At 64.6% G+C, this 26,620-nt stretch carries 29 protein-coding genes; 14 read left to right on the forward strand and 15 right to left on the reverse strand.

Annotated features, from left to right (window positions below; all coding sequences use genetic code 11):
• The first annotated feature begins 53 nt into the window (after window positions 1–53).
• The 3 genes from leuA (at window position 54) to CXQ90_RS08620 (ending at window position 3,481) form a co-directional block, all read left to right on the forward strand.
• Window positions 54–1,793 carry a 2-isopropylmalate synthase gene (gene leuA / locus CXQ90_RS08610; protein WP_104138461.1) on the forward strand — a complete coding sequence of 580 codons (1,740 nt, stop codon included), beginning with the start codon at window positions 54–56 and terminating at the stop codon, window positions 1,791–1,793.
• A 90-nt stretch (window positions 1,794–1,883) separates the two neighbouring features.
• Entirely contained in the window at window positions 1,884–2,636 is a 753-nt protein-coding gene (gene recO, locus CXQ90_RS08615) for a DNA repair protein RecO (RefSeq protein ID WP_104138463.1), read from the forward strand.
• Between the two features lie 2 nt (window positions 2,637–2,638).
• On the forward strand, window positions 2,639–3,481 hold the full coding sequence (locus CXQ90_RS08620; RefSeq protein WP_104138464.1) for an isoprenyl transferase: 843 nt from the start codon (window positions 2,639–2,641) through the stop codon (window positions 3,479–3,481).
• A gap of 25 nt (window positions 3,482–3,506) precedes the next feature.
• On the opposite strand, the gene CXQ90_RS08625 is transcribed toward CXQ90_RS08620, so the two are convergent.
• Entirely contained in the window at window positions 3,507–4,511 is a 1,005-nt protein-coding gene (locus CXQ90_RS08625) for an alpha/beta hydrolase (RefSeq protein ID WP_104138466.1), read from the reverse strand.
• Between the two features lie 127 nt (window positions 4,512–4,638).
• Between CXQ90_RS08625 and CXQ90_RS08630 the strand changes: the two genes are divergently transcribed.
• Entirely contained in the window at window positions 4,639–5,712 is a 1,074-nt protein-coding gene (locus CXQ90_RS08630; RefSeq protein ID WP_104138467.1) for a quinone-dependent dihydroorotate dehydrogenase, read from the forward strand.
• Window positions 5,713–5,840: 128 nt separating this feature from the next.
• Here CXQ90_RS08630 and CXQ90_RS08635 read toward each other — a convergent pair whose 3' ends face one another.
• Complete coding sequence (locus tag CXQ90_RS08635) at window positions 5,841–6,440, reverse strand: DUF3043 domain-containing protein (protein ID WP_104138663.1); 600 nt, start codon at window positions 6,438–6,440, stop codon at window positions 5,841–5,843.
• A 130-nt stretch (window positions 6,441–6,570) separates the two neighbouring features.
• On the opposite strand from CXQ90_RS08635, the gene CXQ90_RS08640 reads away from it, so the two are divergent.
• The 5 genes from CXQ90_RS08640 to CXQ90_RS08660 all read left to right on the forward strand — a co-directional run bounded on the left by CXQ90_RS08640 (window position 6,571) and on the right by CXQ90_RS08660 (window position 11,829).
• On the forward strand, window positions 6,571–8,001 hold the full coding sequence (locus CXQ90_RS08640; RefSeq protein WP_104138469.1) for a dipeptidase: 1,431 nt from the start codon (window positions 6,571–6,573) through the stop codon (window positions 7,999–8,001).
• A 243-nt stretch (window positions 8,002–8,244) separates the two neighbouring features.
• The gene (locus tag CXQ90_RS08645) at window positions 8,245–8,634 is read left to right on the forward strand and encodes an iron-sulfur cluster assembly accessory protein (protein WP_104138470.1); all 390 of its coding nucleotides are present in this window, start codon (window positions 8,245–8,247) and stop codon (window positions 8,632–8,634) included.
• Between the two features lie 186 nt (window positions 8,635–8,820).
• Window positions 8,821–9,693, forward strand: coding sequence for a cytochrome c oxidase subunit II (coxB, locus tag CXQ90_RS08650; RefSeq protein ID WP_104138472.1), 873 nt, complete (start codon window positions 8,821–8,823; stop codon window positions 9,691–9,693).
• 10 nt (window positions 9,694–9,703) lie between these two features.
• The gene (ctaD, locus tag CXQ90_RS08655) at window positions 9,704–11,431 is read left to right on the forward strand and encodes a cytochrome c oxidase subunit I (RefSeq protein WP_104138474.1); all 1,728 of its coding nucleotides are present in this window, start codon (window positions 9,704–9,706) and stop codon (window positions 11,429–11,431) included.
• On the forward strand, window positions 11,428–11,829 hold the full coding sequence (locus CXQ90_RS08660; RefSeq protein WP_104138475.1) for a cytochrome c oxidase subunit 4: 402 nt from the start codon (window positions 11,428–11,430) through the stop codon (window positions 11,827–11,829). The genes ctaD and CXQ90_RS08660 overlap by 4 nt, the downstream gene beginning before the upstream one ends.
• A 119-nt stretch (window positions 11,830–11,948) precedes the next feature.
• Here the strand turns inward: CXQ90_RS08660 and CXQ90_RS08665 are convergent, their stop codons facing one another.
• A complete protein-coding gene (locus tag CXQ90_RS08665; protein WP_104138477.1) occupies window positions 11,949–12,242 on the reverse strand; it encodes an HPr family phosphocarrier protein in 294 nt (97 codons plus the stop codon).
• Window positions 12,243–12,404: 162 nt separating this feature from the next.
• Between CXQ90_RS08665 and CXQ90_RS08670 the strand changes: the two genes are divergently transcribed.
• Window positions 12,405–13,196, forward strand: coding sequence for a GntR family transcriptional regulator (locus CXQ90_RS08670; RefSeq protein ID WP_104138478.1), 792 nt, complete (start codon window positions 12,405–12,407; stop codon window positions 13,194–13,196).
• Window positions 13,197–13,348: 152 nt separating this feature from the next.
• On the opposite strand, the gene CXQ90_RS08675 is transcribed toward CXQ90_RS08670, so the two are convergent.
• The 4 genes from CXQ90_RS08675 to CXQ90_RS08690 all read right to left on the reverse strand — a co-directional run bounded on the left by CXQ90_RS08675 (window position 13,349) and on the right by CXQ90_RS08690 (window position 17,720).
• A complete protein-coding gene (locus CXQ90_RS08675; protein ID WP_104138480.1) occupies window positions 13,349–15,019 on the reverse strand; it encodes a ubiquinol-cytochrome c reductase cytochrome b subunit in 1,671 nt (556 codons plus the stop codon).
• Window positions 14,997–16,067: a ubiquinol-cytochrome c reductase iron-sulfur subunit gene (locus tag CXQ90_RS08680; RefSeq protein ID WP_104138482.1), complete on the reverse strand. Its 1,071-nt coding sequence runs from the start codon at window positions 16,065–16,067 to the stop codon at window positions 14,997–14,999. Before CXQ90_RS08680 ends, CXQ90_RS08675 begins: the two co-directional genes overlap by 23 nt.
• A 102-nt stretch (window positions 16,068–16,169) precedes the next feature.
• On the reverse strand, window positions 16,170–16,958 hold the full coding sequence (locus CXQ90_RS08685) for a c-type cytochrome (protein WP_104138483.1): 789 nt from the start codon (window positions 16,956–16,958) through the stop codon (window positions 16,170–16,172).
• An 87-nt stretch (window positions 16,959–17,045) separates the two neighbouring features.
• Window positions 17,046–17,720, reverse strand: coding sequence for a heme-copper oxidase subunit III (locus tag CXQ90_RS08690; RefSeq protein ID WP_258064429.1), 675 nt, complete (start codon window positions 17,718–17,720; stop codon window positions 17,046–17,048).
• Window positions 17,721–17,832: 112 nt separating this feature from the next.
• On the opposite strand from CXQ90_RS08690, the gene trpD reads away from it, so the two are divergent.
• Entirely contained in the window at window positions 17,833–18,891 is a 1,059-nt protein-coding gene (gene trpD / locus CXQ90_RS08695; protein WP_104138486.1) for an anthranilate phosphoribosyltransferase, read from the forward strand.
• A gap of 59 nt (window positions 18,892–18,950) precedes the next feature.
• On the opposite strand, the gene CXQ90_RS08700 is transcribed toward trpD, so the two are convergent.
• A complete protein-coding gene (locus CXQ90_RS08700; RefSeq protein WP_056623968.1) occupies window positions 18,951–19,229 on the reverse strand; it encodes an Lrp/AsnC family transcriptional regulator in 279 nt (92 codons plus the stop codon).
• A 72-nt stretch (window positions 19,230–19,301) separates the two neighbouring features.
• Window positions 19,302–19,715 carry a DUF3054 domain-containing protein gene (locus tag CXQ90_RS08705; RefSeq protein ID WP_104138488.1) on the reverse strand — a complete coding sequence of 138 codons (414 nt, stop codon included), beginning with the start codon at window positions 19,713–19,715 and terminating at the stop codon, window positions 19,302–19,304.
• 109 nt (window positions 19,716–19,824) lie between these two features.
• Here CXQ90_RS08705 and CXQ90_RS08710 point away from each other — a divergent pair, with 109 nt between their 5' ends.
• Entirely contained in the window at window positions 19,825–20,208 is a 384-nt protein-coding gene (locus CXQ90_RS08710; RefSeq protein ID WP_104138489.1) for a VOC family protein, read from the forward strand.
• Window positions 20,209–20,216: 8 nt separating this feature from the next.
• Here the strand turns inward: CXQ90_RS08710 and CXQ90_RS08715 are convergent, their stop codons facing one another.
• The gene (locus CXQ90_RS08715) at window positions 20,217–20,852 is read right to left on the reverse strand and encodes a LysE family translocator (protein ID WP_104138665.1); all 636 of its coding nucleotides are present in this window, start codon (window positions 20,850–20,852) and stop codon (window positions 20,217–20,219) included.
• A 148-nt stretch (window positions 20,853–21,000) separates the two neighbouring features.
• On the opposite strand from CXQ90_RS08715, the gene CXQ90_RS08720 reads away from it, so the two are divergent.
• Window positions 21,001–21,474, forward strand: a complete 474-nt coding sequence (locus CXQ90_RS08720) for a VOC family protein (protein WP_104138666.1) — start codon at window positions 21,001–21,003, stop codon at window positions 21,472–21,474.
• A 5-nt stretch (window positions 21,475–21,479) separates the two neighbouring features.
• Here the strand turns inward: CXQ90_RS08720 and CXQ90_RS08725 are convergent, their stop codons facing one another.
• The 3 genes from CXQ90_RS08725 to CXQ90_RS22085 form a co-directional block, all read right to left on the reverse strand.
• Complete coding sequence (locus CXQ90_RS08725) at window positions 21,480–22,415, reverse strand: hypothetical protein (RefSeq protein ID WP_104138491.1); 936 nt, start codon at window positions 22,413–22,415, stop codon at window positions 21,480–21,482.
• A gap of 27 nt (window positions 22,416–22,442) precedes the next feature.
• Window positions 22,443–24,122 (reverse strand): alkaline phosphatase D family protein, encoded by a 1,680-nt coding sequence (locus CXQ90_RS08730; protein WP_104138492.1) that lies wholly within the window; start codon window positions 24,120–24,122, stop codon window positions 22,443–22,445.
• A 91-nt stretch (window positions 24,123–24,213) separates the two neighbouring features.
• Window positions 24,214–24,552, reverse strand: a complete 339-nt coding sequence (locus tag CXQ90_RS22085) for an ABC transporter permease (RefSeq protein ID WP_146068863.1) — start codon at window positions 24,550–24,552, stop codon at window positions 24,214–24,216.
• A 12-nt stretch (window positions 24,553–24,564) separates the two neighbouring features.
• On the opposite strand from CXQ90_RS22085, the gene CXQ90_RS22090 reads away from it, so the two are divergent.
• Window positions 24,565–25,095, forward strand: a complete 531-nt coding sequence (locus CXQ90_RS22090; RefSeq protein ID WP_258064430.1) for an HAD-IA family hydrolase — start codon at window positions 24,565–24,567, stop codon at window positions 25,093–25,095.
• Between the two features lie 187 nt (window positions 25,096–25,282).
• On the opposite strand, the gene CXQ90_RS08740 is transcribed toward CXQ90_RS22090, so the two are convergent.
• Complete coding sequence (locus CXQ90_RS08740) at window positions 25,283–25,726, reverse strand: SRPBCC family protein (protein ID WP_104138495.1); 444 nt, start codon at window positions 25,724–25,726, stop codon at window positions 25,283–25,285.
• 442 nt (window positions 25,727–26,168) lie between these two features.
• Window positions 26,169–26,468: a hypothetical protein gene (locus CXQ90_RS22095; RefSeq protein WP_146068865.1), complete on the reverse strand. Its 300-nt coding sequence runs from the start codon at window positions 26,466–26,468 to the stop codon at window positions 26,169–26,171.
• Window positions 26,469–26,620: the final 152 nt, after the last annotated feature.

Genomic DNA, 26,620 nt, shown 5'->3' on the forward strand with positions numbered 1-26,620 from the left:
TGTGTTGCCCGGCCACCCTTTCACTCAGAATCACAGAAAAGGCCCCGATAGTAATGCGAAACGCACAGAAGCCCTCAGGAATGCCGGTCCACCGCTATGTCCCGTTCCAGGACCAGATCACGGTTGAGCTGCCGGACCGGACCTGGCCGGACAAAGTCATCACTAAGGCCCCGCGCTGGTGCGCCGTGGACCTGCGTGACGGCAACCAGGCCCTGATCGATCCGATGAGCCCCGCCCGCAAGCTGAAGATGTTCCAGCTGCTGGTCCGGATGGGCTACAAGGAAATCGAAGTCGGTTTCCCTTCCGCCTCACAGACAGACTTCGACTTCGTCCGGCAGCTGATCGAGGGCAACCACATCCCGGACGACGTCACCATCCAGGTCCTGACCCAGGCCCGCGAGCACCTGATCGAGCGGACCTATGAGTCCCTGGTCGGCGCCAAGCAGGCAATCGTGCACCTGTACAACTCGACGTCGGTCCTGCAGCGCAGGGTCGTCTTTAACCAGGACGAGGACGGCATCCTGGATATCGCCCTTCAGGGCGCCCGGTTGTGCAAGAAATACGAAGAGACCCTGCAGGACACGCACGTCACCTACGAGTACTCACCGGAATCCTTCACCGGGACCGAGCTGGAGTACGCCGTCCGCGTCTGCAACGCCATCGCGGACGTGTTTGAGGCCTCCGCCGACAGCCAGGTCATCATCAACCTGCCCGCCACGGTGGAGATGGCAACCCCCAATGTCTACGCCGACTCCATTGAGTGGATGAGCCGCAACCTGCACCCGCGCGAGGGCATCATCCTGTCCCTGCACCCGCACAACGACCGCGGCACCGGCGTGGCAGCCGCGGAACTGGGCTACCTGGCCGGCGCGGACCGGATCGAAGGCTGCCTGTTCGGCAACGGAGAGCGGACCGGCAACGTGGACCTGGTGACCCTGGGCCTGAACATGTTCGTGCAGGGCATCGACCCGATGATCGATTTCTCGGACATCGATGAGGTCCGCCGCACAGTGGAGTACTGCAACCAGCTGCCCGTGGCCGAGCGCGCACCGTACGGCGGAGACCTCGTCTTCACCGCCTTCTCCGGCTCGCACCAGGATGCCATCAAGAAGGGCCTGGAAGCCCTGGAGAAGGACGCCGCCGCCGCAGGCAAGGACATTGCCGACGTCACCTGGCAGGTCCCGTACCTGCCGGTCGACCCGAAGGACCTTGGCCGCAGCTACGAGGCCGTCATCCGGGTGAACTCCCAGTCGGGCAAGGGCGGCGTGGCCTACCTGCTGAAGAGCGAGCACAACCTGGACCTGCCGCGCCGCGCCCAGATCGAATTCTCGGGCGTCATCCAGAAGCAGACCGACACCGTCGGCGGCGAAGTCAGCGGAGCCCAGCTGTGGCAGGTCTTCCAGGACGAATACCTGCCTTCCGGCGCGGCCGACGCGCAGTGGGGACGCTACGCCCTGGGCCCGTTCAGCACCGAGACCGACGAAGACGGTTCCATGACGCTGCACGCAGCGCTCAAGATCGACGGCACTCAGGTACAGCGCACAGGCACCGGCAACGGCCCGATCGCCGCCCTGCTGAGCATCCTGCGGGAAGACGGCGTCGACGTCCGCGTGCTGGACTACAGCGAACACGCCCTGTCCGAGGGCGGCAGCGCCCTCGCCGCGGCCTACGTCGAATGCGCCGTCGGGGAACGCGTGCTGTGGGGCGTCGGGATCGACGCCAACACCAGCACTTCCTCGCTCAAGGCCGTCATCTCGGCCGTGAACCGCGCCATCCGGGACGCCCAGGCCTGAGCCTCGGAGCGGTGCGCCGCCGGCACGGTCCGGCGGCGCACCTGAATCCCGGAAAGCAGGACTTTCCGGAAGACAGTGGGAAGATTAAGCGTGGTCCAACAGTCCTTTGCAGCGCGCGCCTACCGCGATGACGCCGTAGTGCTCCGCACCCACAAGCTGGGCGAGGCCGACCGCATCATCACTCTGCTGACCAAGCATCACGGCCAGGTCAGGGCGGTGGCGAAGGGCGTCCGGCGCACAAGCAGCCGTTTCGGTGCACGCCTGGAGCCGTTCATGGTGGCGGACTTGCAGCTGATCTCCGGAAAGTCCCTGGACATTGTTACGCAGGCTGTGGCCAAGGGCGCGTACGGCGGGAATATCGCCGCCGATTACGGCCGGTACACAGTGGCCGCTGCCATGACCGAGACTGCCGAAAAGCTGACCGACGTTGACGGCGAAGCCGGGACAGCGCAATACAACCTTCTCGTCGGCGCCCTCGCGTCCCTGAGCCGGGGGGACCACACTCCGGAACTGATCCTGGACTCCTACCTGCTGCGCGCCCTCTCCACCGGCGGCTGGGCACCCAGTTTTACCGGTTGCGCGCGGTGCGGCGCGGCCGGTCCGCACACGGCGTTCTCTGCGCCCCTGGGCGGCATGGTCTGCGGAGACTGCCGCCCGCCGGGCTCCCCGGCCCCCGCCGCGGAGACCGTGACGCTGCTGGGCGCGCTACTCACCGGGGACTGGGCGACGGCGGATTCCTCGCTTCCGCTCCACCGGCGGGAGGCGGCGGGTCTCGTGGCCAGTTATCTGCAGTGGCATCTTGAGCGTGTCCTGAAATCCCTCAAACATGTGGAGCGTACCTAACAGTGGCCTTGGGAAAGAAGACCAGCCCCGCACGGCGCCGGACCGATCCGGTGGTGCACCCCTATCCCCATCCTTCGGGAGCCATACCGCCCTCCATTCCAGGGGAGTTTGTGCCGGAACACGTGGCCATCGTGATGGACGGAAACGGCCGCTGGGCCAACCAGCGCGGCCTGCCCCGCATCGAGGGGCACAAGGCCGGGGAGCCGGCCCTCCTGGACGTCGTCGCCGGGGCCATCGAGCTGGGCATCAAATACGTCACGGTCTACGCATTTTCCACGGAGAACTGGCGGCGCTCTCCCGAGGAAGTCCGCTTCCTGATGGGATTTAACAAGGACGTGCTGCGGCGTCAGCGCAACCAGCTGGACGAGTGGGGCGTCCGGATCCGGTGGTCGGGGCGCCGGCCCAAGCTGTGGGGCTCGGTGATCCGTGAGCTGGAAGAGGCCGAGGAGTACACCGCCGGGAATAGCACATGCACGTTGACCATGTGTGTTAACTACGGCGGCCGTGCGGAGATAGCGGACGCGGTGTCCGCCATTGCGCAGGAGGTGGCCGCGGGCCGGCTCAAGCCCGGCGCAATCACGGAGAAAACCATCCAGAAGTACCTCGACGAACCGGACCTTCCCGACGTCGACCTCTTTCTGCGCAGCTCTGGCGAACAGCGCCTTTCCAACTTCATGCTGTGGCAGTCGGCGTACGCCGAATTCGTCTTCATGGACACCTTGTGGCCCGACGTCGACCGCCGCACCCTCTGGGATGCCGTGCTCGAGTACGCCCAGCGGGACCGTCGCTACGGCGGCGCAGTGGACGCGGCGCCGAAACCCGTGGACGCCACACAGCCAGGGTAGGGGTTCCTTCGATCCGCAGCCTTCGTCACGGGAGCTCCCCGCCGACGGGTCCGTCGCCGGCCGCGTACCCGCGGATCCACCTCGCCAGCCGCCGGTAGGCGTCTGCCCGGACCTCGGCGCGGGACAGGAACACGTCATGCAGGGCGCCGTCAATGCGCTCCACGGACACGCTCCGGCCGAGGGACAGGGCCCGGGTGGCGATCACATTGACGTCCAGCACGGCGTCGGTGCTGCGCATTGCTTCGGTCCAGATCATGCCGTTTTCGCTGGCACCGGACAGGAGGACCAGAATGGGGATGTCGATGCCGAGGCCCCGCGCGACCTTGGCGTGGCCGGCAAGAACGGCGCTGAGCCAGGCTGCGCGGACCGGAAACGCCATCGGCGGCCGGTAGGTGTCGTCCACGCTCCATTCGCCCTCGGCCGAGCTGCTGATGCTCCGCCAGTAGAAGCCCCGCTCCGGCAGCTTCAGCACTGCCTCTGGCCGTATCCGGGCAAGCGGTTCCACCATGGCCCAGGCGGCACGGCGGACCAACGTGCTGCCGTGCATTTCCAGCCACGGACTGTTCAGGACCAGCTGGGAAACGACGCCCGGATGCCGGCTCACCCACAGGGCGGCAACCAGACCTCCCGTGGAGTGGCCCATCAGGGCGAGGGACAGCGGCGCCTGCGGTCCGGACGCCGAGATCATCCCGATTGCGGTGCTGATTTCGGCGTCGTAGTTTCCCAAGTCTGCAACGTACCCGCCGTGGGCATCGGGCTGAAGGCTGCGTCCGTGGTTGTGCATGTCGAGGGCAAAGAACTCGAAGCCCTGGCCGTCCCAGAATCGTGCCAGCTCAGTATTGAAGAAGTAGTCGCTCCAGCCGTGGAGGAACATCACGGCACGGCGCCGGCCGGCCGGCCGGGAGCCGGTCCCCTCCCTCCGCGGGAGGAAACGGACGAGCGTCGCGGTGCGCGTGACACCGTCACTGCCCGTGGCAGCGAAGGCGCTGGACTGGAAGTCCGCGCCGAGGATGTCACTCTGCCATTCCATGCCACCAGCCTAGACTTCCGCCGCGCCGCCGTGGCTTGGGTCACGGCCACCAACGCGGTGTGCCGTGGCCGGGCGCTTGTGTCGGGCCGGGTTTGGTCTGCACCGCCCGAGACGGAAAACTAGAGGCATGCGCGTATATCCCACATTCTTCAGGCTGGCCTTTTCATGGATGGACGCGGAACGCGCCCACAAAATCGGGTTCAAAGGCATCCGGCTGGCCCACACCACCGGCGCGGGCCGCCTGCTGGAGCGGTTTACCGCTCCTCCGGCGTCGCTGCAGACTACTGCCCTCGGCATGACGTTTCCGTCGCCATTCGGCCTCGCGGCCGGCTTCGACAAAGAGGGGCACGGAATCGAGGCGCTGACCGAACTCGGCTTCGGCCACGTCGAGGTGGGAACCATCACGGGCCGTGCCCAGCCTGGTAACGAGAAGCCCCGGCTGTTCAGGCTCACCGAGGACCGAGCGGTCATCAACCGGATGGGATTCAACAACGACGGCGCCGCCGCCGTGGCGCCCCGGCTCAAGTCCGCCCGCGCCGCGCTTCAGCTCCGGCACCCCAAGGTCCGTCCCGTGATCGGCGTGAACATCGGCAAAAGCAAGGCGGTGGAGCTCGACGACGCCGTCGAGGACTACCTCATCAGCGCCCGCAGCCTGGCGCCGGCTGCGGACTATCTCGTGGTGAACGTCAGTTCGCCGAACACACCGGGGCTTCGGCTCCTGCAGAACGTGGACACTCTGCGGCCGCTGCTGAAGGCCGTGGGGGAGGAAGCAGACAAGTCGGCCGGACGCCACGTTCCGCTGCTGGTCAAGATTGCGCCCGACTTGAGCGATGAAGACATCGACGACGTAGCCCGGCTTGCGCTGGACCTGGGCCTGGACGGCATCATCGCCACGAATACCACCATCGGACGTGCCGGGCTCTCGTCATCCGCGGAAAAAGTCGAGGGCTGCGGTGCGGGCGGGCTGTCCGGCGCGCCCTTGAAGGGCCGCTCGCTGGAAGTGCTTCGCCGGCTGAAGGCGGCAACCGCGGGCAGGCTCGCCCTGATCTCCGTCGGCGGGGTGGAGACGTTCGAGGATGTCCAGGACCGGCTGGACGCCGGCGCAACCCTGGTCCAGGGTTACACCGCCTTCCTCTACGAGGGGCCGTTCTGGGCAGCCCGCATCAACAGGCAGCTGGCTAAGAGCCGTCGCGCCGCGTAACCTGGCCGGACCTGAACGCAGCATGCATTAACGCAGCAGCCCCCGGCGGTAACTACGCCGGGGGCTGCTGCACTCTGGAGGGTCCGGGGCCGGTCCTCAGAAAGGGCCAGCCTGGAGGAACGGTTTGATCAGGACGGGTACTGCCCGCGCTGGACTTGGGGCTTGGGCAGGCGGAGCTTCCGGAACTGCAGGGAGCGCATCGAGCCGTACCAGACGGTGCCGCGCTCCACCTCGCCGAACTTTTCGGTGAGCCGCTTGCGGAGCTTGCGGGAGAGGATGAACACGTCCACGAAGACGGCCAGGAACATGACCCAGAATCCGCCGAGGACGTAGATCATCTGCTCACTCGTGGACGGGACCACCAACGAGATGATGACGAACACCAGCGCGCCGAACATGAGGTACTCGCCCAGGCTGAAGCGCGCATCCACGTAGTCGCGGGCAAAGCGCTTCTGGGGCCCCTTGTCACGGATCGGCAGGAACTTCTCGTCGCCCGTATCCATGGCCTGGCGCATCTTGAGGCGCTGGTCCGCGATGGCAGCACGCTCTGCCGCCTTGGAGGCCTTGCGGTCCTCGGGCACAAGGGGGCGCTTGCGGGCAGCCTCCTGAGCCTTGCGCTTGGGCGTGGGGGCGCCCTTGCCCAAAGCTTCACTCTGGGCCGCTGCCTGGGCAGCCTGCTGGTCTACTACGTCCTGCGCCGTTGGCGCTTCCTTTTTACGTCCGAACACCACAACAGAATACCTTGCAGGACTCGGCCCACCGTCATGCCGGCGGGCAGGCAGCACGTGCCTCGGACTGGCGCCTGGCAGTCCGGAACCGCGGTTTGCTGTGGTGTGTGACACAGGTAGTGTTTGGGCCATGACTCCATCACCAGCGGCGACCCCGCAAGAGATCGGTGACCCAGTGGCGGGCGTCGACTCCGACGCCCTGCGCAGCGCCGTCAGTGCATCCTTTGATTCCACGGTTGCCCACTTGAAGGATCTGGTCAGTGTTCCGGGCATAGCATGGCCAAGTTTCGATCCCGCGCCGCTGGACCGCAGTGCCGAGGCCGTCGCTGCCCTCGTCCGGAACGCCGGTATTGCCGACGTCCGTATCCTGCGGTGCAACAAGGAAGACGGCACGCCCGGGGGACCGGCCGTGGTGGCGCGCCGGGAGGCTGCGGAAGGCAAGCCGACCATCCTGCTGTATGCACACCATGATGTCCAGCCGCCGGGGGATGAGGCGCTGTGGGATTCCGAGCCCTTTACCGCCGTCGAACGTGGCGGCCGGCTGTACGGCCGCGGCGCCGCGGATGACAAAGCCGGGATCATGGCCCACATCGCCGCCTACGGGGCCGTGACGCAGGTGCTCGGCGACGATTTCGGGCTCGGCGTCACCCTGTTCTTCGAGGGAGAGGAAGAAGCCGGCTCGCCGACATTCCGGACATTTCTTGAAACCCACCGCGAACTGCTCCGTGCGGACGTCATCGTGGTGGCTGACTCCAGCAACTGGAAGGTGGGCGTTCCGGCGCTCACCACCAGCCTCCGCGGGCTGATCGACGGAACCGTCGAGGTGCAGGTGCTCGACCACGCCGTGCACTCGGGAATGTTCGGCGGACCGGTGCTGGATGCGCCCACGCTGCTGTCACGGCTCATTGCCACGCTGCACGACGCTGAGGGAAATGTGGCCGTGGCCGGGCTGGTCAGCCGGGACGACGTTGACGTCGATCTCACCGAAGCGGAATACCGCGCCGACGCCTCCGTGCTCGACGGCGTCCAGCTCGCCGGGAGCGGCACCATCGCATCCCGCCTGTGGACCAAACCGGCGCTGTCCATCATCGGCTTCGACGCGCCGGCCGTGGATGTCGCCTCCAACACACTGCTTCCCAGGGCCCGCGCCAAGTTCAGCCTGCGCCTGGCCCCCGGCCAGGTCCCGTCCGAGGCAATGGAGGCGGTCCGGAAGCATGTCGAGCGCAACGCGCCGTTCGGAGCGAAAGTGGTCTTCACGCCGGGGGAGAGCGGCAACGCGTTCCAGACGGACACAAGCTCCGCTGCCGCGGGGTTCGCACTCTGGGCACTCGGGGAAGCCTGGGGGGTGCCGGCCGTGGAGATGGGCATCGGCGGTTCCATCCCGTTCATATCCGACCTGACAGACGTGTACCCGGCTGTCCAGATTCTCGTGACGGGAGTTGAGGACCCGGATTCGCGGGCGCACTCCGCCAACGAATCCCTGCACCTGGAGGACTTCCGGAACGCCGTCCTCGCCGAAGCGCTCCTGCTGGCCCGGCTCAATGCCGAAGATATGCGCTGACATCAGGAACTGGCGGTTCGGGGCCCCGGCGGATGGGTCCCGGCGGCGAAACCGCGGAACTTCGGCAGCGCCCGGAGAGCCGCCGGAGACGGCGCGGGAACAAGTCCGGGAAGGCTTCGGTTACGTCTTTAGTTAGAGCTACAGGCGTGATCGACGTAGCATGTAGCTATAGCCCATACCGTTTCCGTAGGGGCAGGCACCGTGCAAGCGGGGCCGCCAGGACAGTCGTTAGAAGGTAGGCCAATGAGCACTACGACCAATGAAAACAGCACCGAACCCACCGGTACGGCCAGTGACGAACTGGCGAGCCACGAGGTTCAGCTGACCGACGTTGCAGCAGGAAAGGTCCGCAGCCTCCTTGAGCAGGAAGGCCGCACAGACCTCCGTCTCCGCGTTGCCGTACAGCCGGGCGGCTGCTCCGGCCTGATTTACCAGCTTTACTTCGACGAGCGCCTCCTTGAGGGAGACGCTGTTCGCGACTACGACGGTGTCGAGGTCGTCGTCGACAAGATGAGCGTGCCCTACCTCAGCGGCGCCAGCATTGACTTCGAAGACACCATCTCCAAGCAGGGCTTCACCATCGACAATCCCAATGCCGGCGGATCCTGCGCATGTGGTGATTCCTTCCACTAACGGGCACTTTTGCCCCTTCTAGACCGTTGTGGCGGCGTCGGTGACAACCGGCGCCGCCACACTGGTCAGACATGTGGGCGAAATCCCGCGGGGGGCGGTAAGCTCTACACCGAGTAGTAAAACTTTTAGTGTGCCCGGGAAGCTTCATGCCGCCTTGGCAACAGCAACAAGTAGGAAGGGCCGTCTGTGAGTTCGCAGAACCGAACCGGCAGCCGACGCAAAACGATCACCTCGATCTCTGGCTTGGCAATTGCCGGCGCGTTGGTTTTGACTGGATGTTCGCCAGAGGTAACGAAGGGGTGGCTGCCCACCGAGCGTGGCACCACCAATCACACTGACCGCATCATGGACCTCTGGGTCAACTCATGGATTGCCGCCCTCGTGGTGGGCATCATCACCTGGGGACTCATCGTCTGGTGCATCGTCGCCTACCGGCGCCGCAAGGGGACCGTGGGCTTCCCGCGGCAGACCAGCTTCAACCTCCCCCTCGAGGTCTTCTACCTGACCATCCCGCTCTTCATGGTGCTGGTGTTCTTCTACTTCACCGACCGTGACCAGCAGGCCATTGATGACCGCTCCAAGCCCGCCGACGTCGTTGTCGACGTCCGTGGCAAGCAGTGGGCCTGGGACTTCAACTACAAGCAGGGCGACGTCGTCACCGAAGACGTCCACGAGGCCGGCGTCCAGGCGCACCTTACCGGCAAGGAACTGGACAAGGAAAAGCTGCCCACGCTCTACCTGCCGGTCAACAAGTCCGTTGATCTCGAACTGAACTCCCGCGACGTCATCCACTCCTTCTGGGTTCCGGCATTCCTGCAGAAGCGGGACATGATCCCGGGCAAGACGAACTACATCCGGTTCACGCCCACCAAAGAGGGAACCTACGACGGCAAGTGCGCCGAACTCTGCGGTGAATACCACTCCGAAATGCTGTTCCGCGTGAAGGTGGTGTCCGAGTCCGAATTCCAGGCTCACCTGACCCAGCTGCGCCAGGACGGCAACACGGGCCTGCTCGGCGAAGAGTACGACCGCAACCCGAACCTGAACGAAACAAAGTAAGGGGAGCGACGTGGCTACTTACACTCAATCCGCACCTGTCGGGACCCTTGCGGCTCCCGTAGTTCCTAAGTCCAAGGGACGCATCGTCGTCAACTGGATCACCTCCACGGACCACAAGACCATCGGGTACATGTACCTGATCGCCTCGTTTATCTTCTTCTGCCTCGGCGGCGTGATGGCGCTGCTCATCCGCGCCGAGCTGTTCGAACCCGGCATGCAGGTCCTGCAGACCAAGGAGCAGTACAACCAGCTGTTCACCATGCACGGCACGGTCATGCTGCTCATGTTCGCCACCCCGCTGTTCGCAGGGTTCGCGAACGTCATCATGCCCCTGCAGATCGGCGCACCGGACGTTGCCTTCCCGCGCCTGAATGCCCTGGCGTTCTGGTTCTTCCTGTTCGGCTCCACCATCGCGGTGTCCGGCTTCATCACCCCGCAGGGTGCGGCATCGTTCGGCTGGTTCGCCTACGCCCCGCTGTCCAACACGACGTTCAGCCCGGGCATCGGCGGTGACCTGTGGGTCTTCGGCCTGGCGCTCTCCGGCTTCGGCACCATCCTGGGCGCGGTCAACTTCATCACCACCATCATCTGCATGCGCGCTCCGGGCATGACCATGTGGCGCATGCCCATTTTCACCTGGAACACGCTGGTCACGGCGATCCTCGTACTGATGGCCTTCCCGCCGCTGGCCGCCGCGCTGTTCGCCCTCGGAGCGGACCGCCGGTTCGGTGCCCACATCTTCGATCCGGAAAACGGCGGCGCCGTCCTGTGGCAGCACCTGTTCTGGTTCTTCGGCCACCCCGAGGTGTACATCATCGCGCTGCCTTTCTTCGGCATCGTTTCGGAGATCTTCCCGGTCTTCAGCCGCAAGCCGATCTTCGGCTACAAGGGCCTGGTCTACGCCACGATCGCCATCGCCGCGCTCTCCGTGACCGTGTGGGCACACCACATGTACGTCACCGGCTCGGTGCTGCTGCCGTTCTTCGCATTCATGACCATGCTCATCGCGGTCCCCACGGGGGTGAAGTTCTTCAACTGGATCGGCACCATGTGGCGCGGTTCCATCACGTTCGAGACCCCCATGCTGTGGAGCATCGGCTTCCTCATCACGTTCCTCTTCGGCGGCCTGACCGGCATCATCCTGGCTTCCCCGCCGCTGGATTTCCACGTCTCCGACTCCTACTTCGTGGTGGCGCACTTCCACTACGTGGTGTTCGGCACCGTGGTGTTCGCGATGTTCGCCGGCTTCTACTTCTGGTGGCCGAAGTGGACGGGCAAGATGCTCAACGAGCGCCTCGGCAAGATCCACTTCTGGCTCCTGTTCCTCGGCTTCCACGGCACGTTCCTGATCCAGCACTGGCTCGGTGTCGAAGGCATGCCCCGCCGCTACGCGGACTACCTGGTGGAGGACAACTTCACCTGGATGAACCAGTTCTCCACCATCTCCTCGTTCGTGCTGGGCGCGTCGCTGATCCCGTTCCTCTGGAACGTGTACATCACCTCACGGAGCGCGGAGAAGGTCCAGGTGGACGATCCCTGGGGCTTCGGGGCTTCGCTGGAGTGGGCAACGTCCTGCCCGCCGCCGCGCCACAACTTCACGTCCCTGCCCCGCATCCGCTCGGAGCGTCCTGCCCTGGATCTGCACCACCCCGAGCTGTCACAGTCACAAACCGTTGAGTCACCAGCACCGGCAGCATCCGTGCTCGGTAACGCCGATCAGAAGGACACCGCGCAGTGAAGATCGAATCATGGATTTTTGGAGCAGGAGTCTTCTTCTTCGTCCCTGTCTCAATCGTTTACGGATTCCTGACCAACTGGAGTGAGTGGGTCGGCATCCTGGGCATTCTCCTCGTGGGCGGCCTGGCCGGCATGATCGGTGCCTACCTTGGGTTCACCGGCAAGCGCGTCGGCATGCGTCCCGAGGACCGCAATGACGCCGAGATCCACGAAGGCGCCGGCGAGCAGGGGCACTTCAGCCCCTGGAGCTGGTGGCCGCTGGTGCTGGGCCTGGCCTGTGCAACCGGCTTCCTGGGCCTTGCGATTGGCTTCTGGATCACCTTCATCGCAGCAGGCATGGCCCTTGTGGCCCTCGTAGGCTGGGTCTACGAGTACAGCCGCGGAGACCACGCGCACTAAACTCTCAGGACACAGCCTGAACGACGGCGGGCCCCACCTTTTGGTGGGGCCCGCCGTCGTTTCCTGTTGTTGCCGCTGTTAATGTTGTTGGCCGCGGCAATGGCCGCCTGCGGTTAGTGTCAGCCCGCCTTCTGGGACTCCAGCAGCTCGGCCAGGCCCAACAACGCCGATTCTGCCTCCACCACGCTCCGGCCGGCCGGAAGAGCCGCCTCGGTGACGCCCAGCTCCACCTCGCAGCCGCAGTCGAAGTCGGCTGTCATGACCTCGAGCAGCGAGCGGGCGTCTACGGCGTCAATGCCGGCCTTACTGATGGTCACCGGCAGCCCGGTCTCCGTCACGGCACGCACGAAGACCGCAGCTGGGCGGGCGTGCAGGCCGATGGCGGCTGTGACAATTGCCTTGCGAACTGGCAACGGGACTCCTCTTCTTGGACGGAACGGCGCCGTCGTCTTTCATGTCTGACCTTAAGAATATCCGCCCCGGAGGGCCCTCACGGCCGCCCGATGCGTGGTCTAGACCTGACAGGTGAATGGCCTACCCTTGAAATGTGAACATGCATTCCAGGAGTAACTGCCGTGGCCGCTAACGCCTCCGGCATTGTCGGCGAGATCGACAGGAAAAGCGGAACCCCCATTTACGTCCAGCTTCGCGAGATCCTCAGGACGTACATCACCACTTCGTGCCCGCCCGGATCGGGCCTGCCTTCGGAACGTGACCTGGCGGAGCGTTTCGGGCTGGCCCGGATGACCGTCCGGCAAGCCATTGACGCTCTCGTGGGGGAGGAGGTCATCGAACGTGTGGTGGGGCTGGGTACGTTCGTGCGCAAGCCAAAACTGGATCTCCAGGTCAAGCTCACCTCCTACAGCGAAGAAATGCAGCGCCGCGGCATGGTTCCGGCGGCCAAGGTGCTCAGCTTCGAGCAGATCGCCGCAAGCGCCTTCCTCGCGCGCGAACTGCAGCTGGAGGAGGGAACACCCCTGGTGCGCTTCCGGCGCCTCCTGCTGGCCGATAACGAGCCAATGAGCGTGGACGAGAACTTCATCCCCGCGCACCGCGTTCCGGGCCTGCTGGACGGCGAACCGCCCACTTCGCTGTACAACGTCCTGAGCGAGCAGTTCGGCCTCGTCATGGAATGGGGCGAGGACATGATCGAAGCGACGGCCGCCTCACCTTCCACCGCAAGGCTGTTGAACGTTGAAATAGGGTCACCGCTGCTGAAGATCCAGCGGCACGCATTCGTTGCCCGCACCATGGTGGACTACTCAGTCTCCTACTACCGTGCGGACCGCTATAAGCTCTGGGTGCCGCTGCAGCGTCCCGGCACCCGGCCTGCGCGAAACTACGCTTCGGGTTACCGCCACCAGTAGCCGGACCGGCTGGAGGGAGCCGCTACAAGGCATTCGGCGGACGAGCAGTCGGAGACACAGCAGACGAGCAGCGAACAGCGAACAGAACACAGAAAGGCCCGGTCCAAGCGGACCGGGCCTTTCTGCGTATTGATAAGGACTAGCTGGTAGGCCTAGTGGCTAAGCGTCTTCTGCGCCTCGCCGGCTTCCACTGCCTCGTGGTGGCCGTGGCCGGCCTCGAGCTCAGCGGGAGTTGCCGGAGCAACCCTGTCCTCGAAGAACCACTGGGACAGCTTGGCCCGGCGGTTCTCCTTGCGGGTGACGATGCCATGTTCGTTCGGCACAGCCGGAAGCGGAACCGGCGACTCAAAGCCGACAAGCTTGTAACGCTTGTACTCGTCGAGCGGTGCGTGGACTTCGATGAACTCGCCATGCGGAAGGCGCACGATGCGGCCGGTCTCGCGGCCGTGGAGGGCAATCTCGCGGTCCTTGCGCTGCAGGGCCAGGGCGACGCGCTTCGTGACGACGAAGGCGAGGATCGGGCCGATGAAGAACAGCGTGCGCAACCAGTAGGTCACGTCGTTCAGAGACACGTGGAAGTGAGTCGCGATGAGGTCGGACCCCGCGGCCGCCCACATGACGCAGTACCAGGTGAAGCCGGCCATGCCGATGGCTGTGCGGGTCGGAGCGTTGCGGGGACGGTCCAGGACGTGGTGCTCGCGGTTGTCCTTGGTGATCCAACGCTCAATCCACGGATACATGAATAGAACAGTGAAGATAATGCCTGCCGGAACCAGCGCGGGCAGCAGCACATTCAATGTCAGAACATAGCCGAAGATCACGTATTCGAAGTGAAAATTGCCGATCACACCCGGCATGAGTCGCAGGGCACCGTCAACGAATCCGATGTACCAGTCGGGCTGGGTGCCGGCGGACACCGGCGAGGGATCGTACGGGCCGTAGTTCCAGATCGGGTTGATCGTGAAGAACCCGGCCATCAGGGCGATCACACCGAAGACGATGAAGAAGAATCCACCGGCCTTCGCCGCGTAGACCGGACCGAGCGGGTAGCCGACGACGTTGCCGTCATTGCGGCCCGGACCGGGGTACTGGGTGTGCTTGTGCACAACCACCATGAAGAGGTGCAGGACGATCATCAGCAGGATCAATGCCGGTACCAGCAGGATGTGCAGCATGTACAGGCGGCCGATGATGAGGGTACCCGGGAACTCCCCGCCGAACAGGAAGAAGGAGATGTACGTACCGATCACGGGGATCGACTTGATGACGCCGTCGATGATGCGCAGGCCGTTACCCGACAGGAGGTCGTCGGGGAGGGAGTAACCGGTGAAGCCGGCGGCCATGGCCAGGATCAGTAGGACGCCGCCCACCACCCAGTTGAGCTCGCGGGGCTTGCGGAAGGCGCCCGTGAAGAACACGCGCAGCATGTGGACTGCGATGGACGCAACGAACAGCAGGGCGGCCCAGTGGTGGACCTGGCGCATGAACAGACCACCGCGCACGTCGAAGGAGATATCCAATGACGAACTGTAAGCGACAGACATTTCAACGTTCTTCAGCGGCGTGTAGGAGCCCGTGTAGTGCGTCTCGGCCATGGACGGATCGAAGAAGAATGTCAGGAACGTCCCGGACAATAACAGGATGACGAAGGAGTACAGCGCCACCTCGCCGAACATGAAGGACCAGTGGTCCGGGAATACTTTGCGGCCGAATTCACGGAGGATTCCGGATCCGCCGACACGCTCGTCAACGAAATCAGTAACACGTCCGACTTTGGTGTTGGCTACATACGCGGGGGCTTCAGCTGTTGATGCTGCGCTCATGCTCATCACGCTCCCAGTAACTTGGTCCTACAGGTTCTTTGAAGTCGCTGGTAGCGACCAGGTATCCCTCATTATCGACTGCAATGGGCAGCTGGGGGAGGGGGCGGCTGGCCGGGCCAAAGATAACCTTGCATTCCTGGGTGAGGTCGAAGGTTGACTGGTGGCACGGGCACAGCAGGTGGTGCGTCTGCTGCTCGTAAAGGGCAACAGGGCATCCGACGTGGGTGCAGATCTTCGAGTAGGCAACGATGCCGTTGTAGCCCCAGTTCTCACGTCCCGCGGACGGGTTCAGCGAGGAAGGATCGAGGCGCATGAGCAGAACGACGGCCTTGGCCTTCTCGTTGAGCTTGCCTTCGTGCAGATCGTTGAGGCCTTCCGGGATCACGTGGAAGGCGGAACCGATGGTCACGTCCGAGGCCTTGATAGGAGTGCCGTCGGGGTCGCGGGTCAGGCGCTTGAGCTTGCCTTCCTGCGGAGCCCACATGGTGTGTGCCAACTTGTTGTCCGGCCGCGGGCCCAGGTCACCGAAGACGGCCAGCGCCGGCAGGGGTGCAAGTGCCACAGCGCCGAGCAGGGTGTTCCGGATCAGGGGACGGCGCTTGATGCCCGTCTCCTCGACGATGTCATCGACGATTCGCACTGCGGCCTGGCGGTCGTCTTCCGTGCGGATCGGGTGACGTTCCTCCGAGACTTCGTGGTCCGGCATGAGGGCCTTGGCCCAGTGGACAATGCCGGTGCCTATGCCGAGCATGGCGAACGCAGTTCCCAAGCCCAGCAGTGCATTCTGGAGCCTGATGGTGGCGATGGTGGAGTCATCGCCCAGATCGATGGCGAAGTACGCCACCAGGAAGATCACGGTGCCAACGACCGAAGTGCCGAACAGAATGGCAACCTGCCGTTCTGCTCGCTTCGCGGCCTTCGGGTCCGTGTCAGCCAGGCGCAAACGATGCGGGGGAATTCCAGGATCCTGGAACTTCTCCACCTCATTCTGACCAGCCGTAGCTACGGTGCCCGAGTGGTTCGGACTGCCGTCACTATGGTTGCCCATGATTCGCCTCATCCTTCTCTCGTCTCGGCTTCCGCCGAGTTAATGTTCAATTTCGAACCTGCTGAACGGTCAGCAGGACATTCTTACAGTGCCCGGGTCCGGCTAGGACGTGCGGGACGTCAGCCAGATGGTGAAGGCGATGATGACGCCGAGGCCGGCGATCCATACGAACAGGCCTTCGGAGACCGGGCCGAGCGCACCGAGGTCAGCGCCGCCGGGGGAGCCGTTGGCCTCAATCTGCTTGAGGAAGGTGATGATGTCGCGCTTGCCTTCCGGGGAAACGTTGGAGTCGCTGAAGACCGGCATGTTCTGCGGACCGGTCACCATTGCTTCGTAGATGTGCTTGCCGGAAACGTCGGTCAGGGCCGGGGCGAACTTGCCGCGGGTGAGCGCGCCGCCTGCAGCAGCAGCGTTGTGGCACATGGCGCAGTTCACACGGAAGAGCTCTCCACCTTCGGCGGCGTTGCCCTGTGCGTCCGTGAGTTCCGCGGAGGGAATCGAGGGGCCGGGCCCCAGCGAGGCGACGTAAGCGGAAAGCTGGCGGGTCTGTTCGTCGTTGAACTGGGCGGGCTTCTCGTAAGCCTGCGGGCCGTTCATCTGCATGGGCATGCGTCCGGTGCCGACCTGGAAGTCAACAGCGGCGGCGCCGACACCCACCAGGGAGGGGCCGTCCTGCGTTCCGCCGGCACCCATGCCGTGGCAGGTGGCACAGTTGGCGGCGAACAGCTTGCCGCCTTCCTCGGTGTCGCTGGCGCTGAAGTCGGCGGTGCTGGCCTTGGCCTCATTGGCGCTGGTGGCAACGGCGTACAGCCCACCAGTGAGGAGGAGGCCCATCAACAGCAGCGCAATCGCTGCCAGTGGGTGACGTCGCTTCTGCGAGAGTGCCTTCACGTGGTGGTTCCTTTATTCGTTCGTGCGTCGGCTCCGGGAGCCGCTTCTTGAAAATCTGTCTCTTGTAGAAAAAGAGTCAAGCGGTGACTACTGGAGTACATAGATGACCAGGAAGAGGCCGATCCAGACGACGTCCACGAAGTGCCAGTAGTACGAGGTGACAATCGCCGACGTCGCCTCGAAGTGGCCGAACTTCTTCGCGGCGAAGGAGCGGCCCATGATGAGGAGGAAGGCGATCAGGCCGCCGATGACGTGCAGGCCGTGGAAGCCCGTGGTCATGTAGAAGGCCGAGCCGTAAGCGTTCGAGGACAGCGTCACGTGCTCGGAAACCAGCATGGCGTATTCCATGGTCTGGCCGGCAACGAAGAACGCGCCCATGAGGAACGTCAGCGTGAACCACTCGTTCATGCCCCAGCGGGTGAACTGCAGCGGACCTCCGCTGCGGCGGGGCTGGAGCCTCTCGGCGGCGAAAACGCCCATCTGGCAGGTGAAAGAACTTGCCACGAGGACGATGGTGTTAACGAGCGCAAAGGGGAAGTTGAGCTTTGCTGTCTCTTCGGCCCACATCTGACCGGACGTAGACCGGAGTGTGAAGTACATGGCGAAGAGGCCGGCGAAGAACATCAACTCGCTGGACAGCCAGACTACGGTTCCAACAGAAACCATATTGGGGCGGTTCAGCGTGGGGTGCGCCGGGGTACTGGGGGCATGGGTCGCAGATGTCACATAGACATTATGTCTGTAAAACTCCGTCCTGCCCAACGCAAACCGCCTTTTGGGGAGACTTTTTCTACAAAGACGCGAAATCGCGCTGAAAAGTTCCCGGCACCGTTCACATTGGTCTTCTGAACGCGCACCTCGATAGCATCAGGAGGTGACTTCTCAGGCATCGGCACCGGCGGCAGGCAACACCTGGCCGCGGCTCATCTCCGCACTTATGGACGGTAAGGACCTGACTGCGGACAACACAGCATGGGCCATGGACACCATCATGTCCGGGGAAGCGACGCCCGCCCAGATCGCCGGTTTCCTCGTTGCGCTGCGCGCAAAGGGAGAGACAGTGGAGGAGCTGGCAGGCCTGGTCGACGCCATGGTTGCCCACGCGAAACCCATAGACATTGCCGGCGAGAAGCTCGACATCGTGGGCACCGGCGGGGACCAGCTCAACACGGTCAACATCTCCACCATGGCGGCGCTCGTCTGCGCCGGAGCCGGGGCACGAGTGGTCAAGCACGGAAACCGTGCGGCGTCCTCATCGTCGGGCTCAGCTGATGTTCTCGAAGCCCTCGGAGTGCGGCTGGACCTTCCTATCCCGGACGTTGCCCGCAATGCCGAAGAGGCAGGAATAACGTTCTGCTTCGCCCAGGTGTTCCATCCGTCGTTCCGCCACACCGCCGTGCCCCGCCGCGAGCTTGCCATACCGACGGCGTTCAACTTCCTCGGACCCCTCACCAACCCGGCGGGGGTCCAGGCCTCCGCCGTCGGCGTGGCCAATGCTCGCATGGCTCCCCTTGTAGCTGGCGTGCTGGCCCGGCGGGGGAGCCGCGGCCTGGTGTTTCGCGGCAGCGACGGCCTGGATGAACTGACCACCACCGGCCCCTCGACCGTGTGGGAAATCCGCGACGGCGAAGTGACGGAACAGCAGTTTTCGCCGCAGGCCCTTGGCATCCGTCCCGCGACTGTGGAGGAGCTACGCGGCGGTGACGCCCAAGTGAATGCCGCCGTCGTCCGTGACGTCCTGGCGGGCGTGGCCGGGCCCGTCCGCGACGCCGTTCTGCTGAACGCCGCGGCAGGGCTCGTGGCCTACGATCTTAACGCCGCCGGGCCGCTGACGGAGCGCATGCGCGTGGCCTTGGAGCGGGCCGCCGAGTCCGTTGATTCCGGCGCCGCTGCCGCCGTCCTCGACAAATGGGTCAGTCTGACCCAGGGTTAGGTCCGAAAAAGGAATGGCCCGGCACCAACGTGCCGGGCCATCCCTCTTTCACGCTGTGGCTACTCGAACCCCAGCGCGAAGGCGGCATCGAGATCATGCTGCGAGTACGCGCGGAAGGCTATGTGCGTGGTGGTGTGCACCACAGCGGGCACCTTGGACAGCTTGTCAGCAATCACGTCTGCAAGGTCCTCATGCTGCGCCACGCGGGCCACGGCGATCAGGTCCCATTCCCCGGTGACGGAGTACACCTCGCTGATGCCCTGGATGGCGGAAATCTCCTCGGCCGTCTCCGGGATTCGCGAGGCGTCGGTCTTGATCAGGACAAATGCGGTGATCACTGTGAACCCTTCCGGATCAGGTGTGCCGTGACGGTGCCCGGCTCGTGTGCGATGTGGTGCCAGCCTAGTACATCAGCCTTGCCGCCGGGATCGCCGCAGCCGGAGCAGGCCGGCGACGAGAAGGCGGTAGCCGAGGAGAAAAACGGCGAGGCTCAGAAGAGCCACGATGATGAACGGCAGCACCACAGCCTGGCCAGTCGACGCGCGGAGCAGCATCCCGATGCCCACGGCGCCGAGCCACACCGCAACGCCGGCCGGCCACAGCGCCAGGGGGCGGCGCCACAGCCGCAGCAGGAGCCAGGCAGCGGCCGCGCCGGCCAGGAACGGCCAGGCGGTGAGCAGGACCCCCGCCACGGGTTCTCCCCGGGAATGGGCGTCCCGGCCGATGGCGGCGAACGTCAGGATGAGCACCGTGTCTGCGGCCGCCGTTGCTGCAATGAGTCGGGGAGTGGACCGCAGGGTCGCGGGTTCTTCTGTGGAGCGCATGCCTCCGAGCCTATCGGTTTCGGGCGCCGCGTTGGCCGCTGTTGCCTCGGCCGGGAAAATCGCCGACGATGCTCGCAGGACCCGTGCAACGCCCAGCGAAGGAGGACCAGTGAGAGTCATACAGGTCGCACAGCGCGCCGAGAACCTTGACCGGGCGGCGGAGTTCTATTCGGCCCTGCTGGGAACCCGGCCGCTGGCTGTCTACGATCCGCCGGGACTGCTCTTCTTCAACCTCGACGGCGTCCGCCTCCTGCTCGAGAAGGGAGCTCCGCCGTCGCTGATCTACCTGGACGTCCCGGATGTCCGGCGGCTCATGGACGAACTTGAGGCCAGGGGAGTCGCTGTGGTCGCCGCGCCGCAGGTGATCTTCCGCCACGAGGATTCGAGGCTGGGCCCCGCGGGAACGGACGAATGGATGGGTTTCATCAAGGACAGCGAAGGCAACACGGTGGGACTGGTCAGCCAGCTGCCGGCCGGCGAGCCGCCGGGATAGCGTAACCGTCAGGCGGCCTTGCTGGTGGCGATCTTTGCGGCGAAGGCCAGAAGGACGACGCCGGCAATCCGGTCCGTCGCTTTCGACACGGTGTCCGACTGGAGCCAGCGCCGCGCATGGTGGGTGGCAAGAATGATGAGTGCGAACCAAGCCATTCCTTCGACGCTGTGGACCAGCGGCAGCAGGAGGCCCATCAGGAGCGGAGAGGCGTCCGGCGGCAGGAACTGCGGAATCATCGCCATGTAGAAAACGCCCACCTTGGGGTTCAGCAGGCTGGTGGTGATGCCCGACAGCCATGCAGAGCGAGCACTGCCCTGCCGGACCGAGACTGCTGTGTCGCCGACCGTGCCGGGACGGAAGCTGCGCACGATCATGCTGATGGCCAGCCAGGCCATGTAGCAGGCGCCGGCTACCTTCAGCGCCGTGAAAGCCGTTTCGGAGGCTGCCAGCAAGGCGGACGCACCCAGTGCTGCGGCGACTCCCCAGAGCACGGTGCCGGTGCAGATGCCCGCGGCGGTGGCAAACGCCCTTCCGTGGCCCCGGCTGATCGCCGTTTGCAGAACCAGAACGGTGTCCATCCCCGGAATCACGGTCAGGAGGGCAGCGACGAGCGCGTACTGAAGGACTGCTTCGGAGATGGCCATGATCGATGCTAAATGCAGCACGGCGGCGGACCACAAATCGCCCGTGCCCCTACCGTTGTCTCCGCGCCGGCAGGGGGATACGCTCAAGCCGCAACGGATCGGGGCCATCGGCGTTCGGTCCCGTCGATCTCAGGGAATGGACATCAGCATGCAGAAGATCACAGCCTGTCTTTGGTTCGACACCGAGGCCGAGGAAGCCGCCGAGTATTACGTGTCAGTGTTCGACAACGCCAAAATCAAGAATGTCTCGCGCTACGGCGAAGGCGGACCCGGCCCCGTAGGCCAGGCCGTCGTCGTCGAATTCGACATCGAGGGTCAGGCGTTCCAGGCGCTGAATGGGGGACCGGCGTTCTCATTCACCGAAGCGGTCTCGTTCGTGATGGACTGCGCCTCGCAGGATGAAGTCGACCGGTACTGGAACGCACTGACCGACGGCGGGACCGAGAGCCAGTGCGGCTGGCTCAAGGACAGGTACGGGGTTTCGTGGCAGATCGTGCCGTCGGTGCTCGGCCAGCTCATCGGCGGGCCGGATCCCGCAGGATCCCAGCGCGCCGTCCAAGCCATGTTGGGCATGCGGAAGCTCGACATCGCCGAACTTCAAAAGGCGTACGACGGCGGCTAGTCACCTCATGTTGTCCGGGACGCAATTGAAATCACTGCGCTGACGAAAGCTGGAAGGGCTGCAGCCGAAGCGGCAATAAGGACGCCTGCACCTGCCCAGGCTGGTAGGCGCGCCCTCCCGCGCGCGACCGCTGAGCCCACTGGAAAGATCGTCATCCAGGTCAGGAGCACAAGGGCACCCAACCCCACGGCGACGGCCGCAGGCGGGAAGAGCACGAATCCCAGGAGCAGTGGGGCGTAGTATTTGGCTGTCCTGTCGGCCCACAGCGGTAGCCGCTCACTCCACCAGCCCGCAGCGGCCGCGGCGACGGCGCCGTGCAGGATCGAGAGGCCGGTGAACAGAGCGACGGCGAGCCAGCCCGGTCCTACGATATTGAAGTCAATGTTGTCCGCACGCAGGGGATCGAGCAGTGCGCCAAGCCAGATGAGCAGGAGGACCCCAAGCAAGGGTCCCGCCAGCCGGCCGGCCGGCAGCCAACGGTGCAGGACAACGTACAGGATCGCGACGAGGTAACCGGCAGGCAGTCCGGCGAAGAAGAACAGGGCCAAAGACCCTTCAAGGGTTGGGAAGCCGACGTTGGCCTGGGCCTCCGTCAACCGGCCCTGAGCCGAGTCCGGCGAGGTCAATGCGAGGACTCTCATGATCAGCCGGCCGCCGGGCCACGCGGCCAGCAATGCGGAGGCCAGGGCCGCGAAGGTGGCAACGTTAGCCCACCAGAGATACTTCCGGAGCGCAGCAATCTTAGCGTCCGAGGGGTCCTCCGGCGCACCGCGGACCTCGCCCGGCGCTGGACCTGCAGAGTCCCGCGGGGGAGGCGGCCCGGCTTCAATGGAGGCAGAAGCGGGGGCGGGGTCCTTAAGCGGATGGCCTCCCCACCCGATCACCGCGAGGAGTCCGAGCAACAGCAAAAAGGTGCACCCGATCACTATTGCGAGCGCCATGTGCAAATCACCACCAAGGTAGTAGGGCTACGGCCTGCGGGCTGCCGCGGCGCTCCTCGGAGCCAGGGTCAGGGAAGCAACGCGTTTCAGCGTGGGGTGTTGCTGGTCGCCGTTGTCCACGACGCCTGTCTGCCACCAAAGCTTCAGACCCTCCGGTGCCACCTCAAGGCAGGCCAGGTTGTTGTGGAACCACGGGCCCCTGAGTCCCGACCAGCGAAACGGGGGGTCCGGGACGCGCGCCGAATGCGCGGCCAAGGCCCCCACCGGCGTGGCAAGGCCGTAGGACATGATGGCCGCGAAGGACCTCATGGTCCGCGGTAGCGGGTTGCGAATGGGGGAGCAGACAGCCTGCACGATCCGGCTTCCCGCAGCACGTTCCACTTCCGAAACGTAGGAGTAGTGGACGTCTCCGGCGAGGAAAATGACCGATTCGGGTGCGGTCCCGCGTTTGCCGTCGGCAACCTCGGTCACCATGTCCGCCACCTTCCGGAAGGTCTTCTCGAATGCGCCCCAGTGTTCAAGGTCCAGCGCCTGCCGCAGCTTCTCGCCGGCACTGGCAGCCAGCCTGCCCCATGCGCCTTCAGAAACGGCCTCGTTCCAGGATTCTACGTAGTGCAGGCCCATCGGCAATAGGAATGGCAGCGACGTCGCCACGATTACGTGGCGGAAGCCGCCCCGCATCCGGGCATCCAGCCAGGTCATCTCCGCCTCGTCAAGCAGGGCACGGTCGCCAGGCGCCAGGCTCCGGGCGGCACGGGAGTCCACCACTATCAATCGAGTGTCGCCGAAATCCCGGCAGAAGCTCCACCGGTAGGATGTGGGTTCCTGGTCCGCCCGTTCGGCCAAGCGGTCCAGTTCCCCGCTCAGGTCGAGCTCGGCCTCGCCAGAGTGCCCGGCGATCTGCCGCCAGATAGGATCCTCCGCCCGTTCCCGCGGCGACAGGTTCCCCAGATGCTGGTAGACCCAATACGAGGCCAGCCCGGCGACGATCCGCTCATGCCACCAGGAGGTGGCTTCCATTTTCTTCCGCCAGCTCAGCGAGGCATTCCAGTCGTCGCGGATGTCGTGGTCGTCAAAGATCATGGCGCTGGGAAGGGTGGACAGCAGCCACCTGTTGGCCGGGTCGGACCAGGCCAGATGGTAGAGGTGGGAGTATTCCTCGTAGTCCTTGAGCTCCTTGCCCGGCTGGGCCTTGATGTCGCGGCGGGCGCGGATGAATTCCTGCATTTGCTCGCTGGTCAGGTCGGCGTACACCTGGTCCCCGAGGAAGGCCACCAGATCAGGCCATGCCTGGCCGTTGCCGGAGGCCATCTCCACCGCGAAAGCACGGAGCGAGTCGACGCCGTGGGACCGGTTGCCGGACTCGTCGTGCGGGACGCTCGTGCGGCAGGAGCCGTAGGCCATCCGAAGCGGCTTGCCCGGTTTCAGCGTCGCGATCACGGGCGGAGGGAACTCAGACATGGGTTCGGGCCAGACCCGCGCCCCGTTGACCTCGAGGGTGTAGGGCGTGACCGATCCTCCCGCCAGTCCGTCCACGGCCACCAGCGCGTAATGGTGGCCGTGCACTGCGAAGGTGGGGGCCTCCCACGTCCTGCCCCCGGCACGGACCGCGACCCGGGCAGCTCCCTGGGTCTCCACCCAGATACTCGCTGAGGTTTCATCCACGTACCGCATCATCGGGCCGAGCACTAGGAGCGAGGTCGTCATGGTTCAGTTGTACCTTCTCGCGTGGGGTGCTGCTATGGCTCGGCGGCAAAGTCCTGCTCGAGTACTCACTCATGTGCTCCTCAGAAAGAGCTCAGGCCGAGAGCCTGCGCCGAATCAGGGCTGACGCCTGGTCAACAACGACGATGAGGATGAGCACCACGATCATGTGCGTGAGCATCTGGTCGAACTGTAACGACTTGATGGCCTGGTTGATGAGGAGCCCCACTCCGCCGGCGCCGACGAGGCCCAAGACGAGCGAGGACCTGACATTCACGTCGAACCGGTAGAGAAGCAGGCCCACGAACTGGGGGACAACCAGGGGAATGCTCGCATGGAAGGTCTGTTGCAGCTTGGTGGCACCGGCAGAGGCGAGGGCCTGGACAGGGCCCTGGTCGCTTTCCTCCATGGCTTCGGCCCAGAGCTTTCCCATGACGCCCGTGTTGTGGCAGATCAGGGCGAGCACTCCAGCGAACGGACCCAGGCCCACACGTATGTCCGCTTCCAGGAAATTCTGGCAGCCCTGTATGCAGCGAATGCACCGGTGGCCCTTGAGGGCGTGGAGGATGCCTTGCGGGCGCTGAAGTCCAGAGGCATCAAAGTGGCACTGACCACCGGTTTTTCCAAGGATGTCGCAGAGCCGCTGTTGGCCACGCTGGGCTGGCGGGTCGGCGACGGTGAACTGCTGGACGCCGTCGTGACCTCCGATGAGGTTCCCCGCGGCCGCCCCGCACCGTACATGATCCACCGAGCAATGGAACGCATCGGCGTCACGGATGTCGCGGCCGTTCTGGCCGCAGGCGACACCGCCAACGACCTGCAGGCTGCCGCGAACGCGGGCGTGACCGGCGTCGGAGTCCTTACTGGCAAACTCGGTGCAGAGGAACTGCGCCGATACCCCCATCACTCGATTCGTGAGGGAGTACGGCACCTCCCAGGCCTGGTGGGTGCGATCGGCAGTCCGGCAGGATCGTAGCGGTCGCTCCGGAGAATTGGTGGCCGCGGGAGTCTTGGCGCCGTGAGGCGGGGGCCACGACGCTGTGGCGCCCCGGACAACAATAGTCGAAAATGTGACCCGGGCAACACCTCGAGGGGCTGAGCCCGGACGAAGCGGTATGCCCGTAGGGGTGTACGTGTACCTTCCGGCGCAAATTATCGGTGTGTTAATCCCCGGTGAGGTGGCGATTCCGCGCCTCGATTAGCTCCCGGAGATAGCGCGCCAGGACCAGCTTCTCGACCAGACGCCCGATGGGTCCGAACGGTGCCGCGAACTCAATCCGGTCAACCATCGTAGTTCCGCCTGAATCCTGATTGAACTCATGGACATGCCGGAAGCTCCGGAACGGACCCATGACCTGCTCATCCACGAAATAGTCTGGCTCCTCCATCCGTGTGATCCGGCTCGTCATTCGAAGCGGAATGCCGAAGTGCCAGGCCCGCCACGTCACTTCCTCTCCCAGGGAGATGAGACCGGACGTGACTCCTGCTACAGCCTCTTCACGAGACTGCGCCATGGACACCTTGTGGGCGTCGATACTGCGGGCAAGATCAAAGAGCTCCGATTTGGGCATGCTTGTCCGCGTTGTGCATTCAAAGTAAACGGCCATCGTCAGAGTATGTCAGCAGGCCGTCATGCAAGGTGCCCGCCGGGGGAGTCAACGAGTGGTACCTCGCTTAGATGCCGGCTCAAGTTTCGCCAAGGTCTGCCCAACGCAAGGAAAACTTCTCCAGCCCCGGGCAGGGCGCCTCGAACCACTCCCATGCCCGGGGTTCGCCCCGCGAGAAAACTATCCAGCCCCGGGCGTGGGCGCCTCGAACCGTAATCGAAGATGACATCGAAATTCTGATGAGCCTCTATTTGGCACGCAGGTGAATTGGCAGAAGCATGTTCACGCAAGTATTCGCATCGCGATGCCTGTCATGGCATCGCACTAACGATGCATTGGCCGGATTTGGAATTAATAGTCAGCTGCATCCACGGGGAGAAGGATGTTCGTCCTTCTTGATCACCCGGTTTGGCGGACCGCGGTGCCATTTCTCTCGAGGCCACTAGGAGTACTTCAGACTCATTATGAGGGCCTTGAGCTGTGCGTACTGTGCCGTGGCCATCCACGCTTTTGCCGCCTGTCGGCTCGGGAATGCCGACTTGGGGCTCGGATACGGCGTCTGGTTGAAGATGACCCAGTTCTGCGCGCCGCCATTTCCCATTCTGAGTAAGGTGCAGTGCGACCCGACGTCACCCTCTTGCAGGTTGCGGGGGTGCATGACCGCCATGACGTACCAGTCGTCACCGACGACGTTTTCCACGATAAATCCGAACATGGGCGTGGTGCCATCAACTTCACGCATTCCTGGGACAGCTGCTCTATCGAGCACTGTGCGGTTGGCCGGTCCTGCCGCGCAGCCGATGCCGTCGGCGCCGCTTGCGACGCTGAAGAGGTCGGCGCCGGTTCCGTCCGAGACGATAGCGTTCAGGGGCTGCCACGGAGGCCCCTCCCGGC

Origin of the sequence: Arthrobacter sp. ZGTC131 (assembly GCF_002929275.1) — a bacterium.
GTDB lineage: Bacteria > Actinomycetota > Actinomycetes > Actinomycetales > Micrococcaceae > Arthrobacter.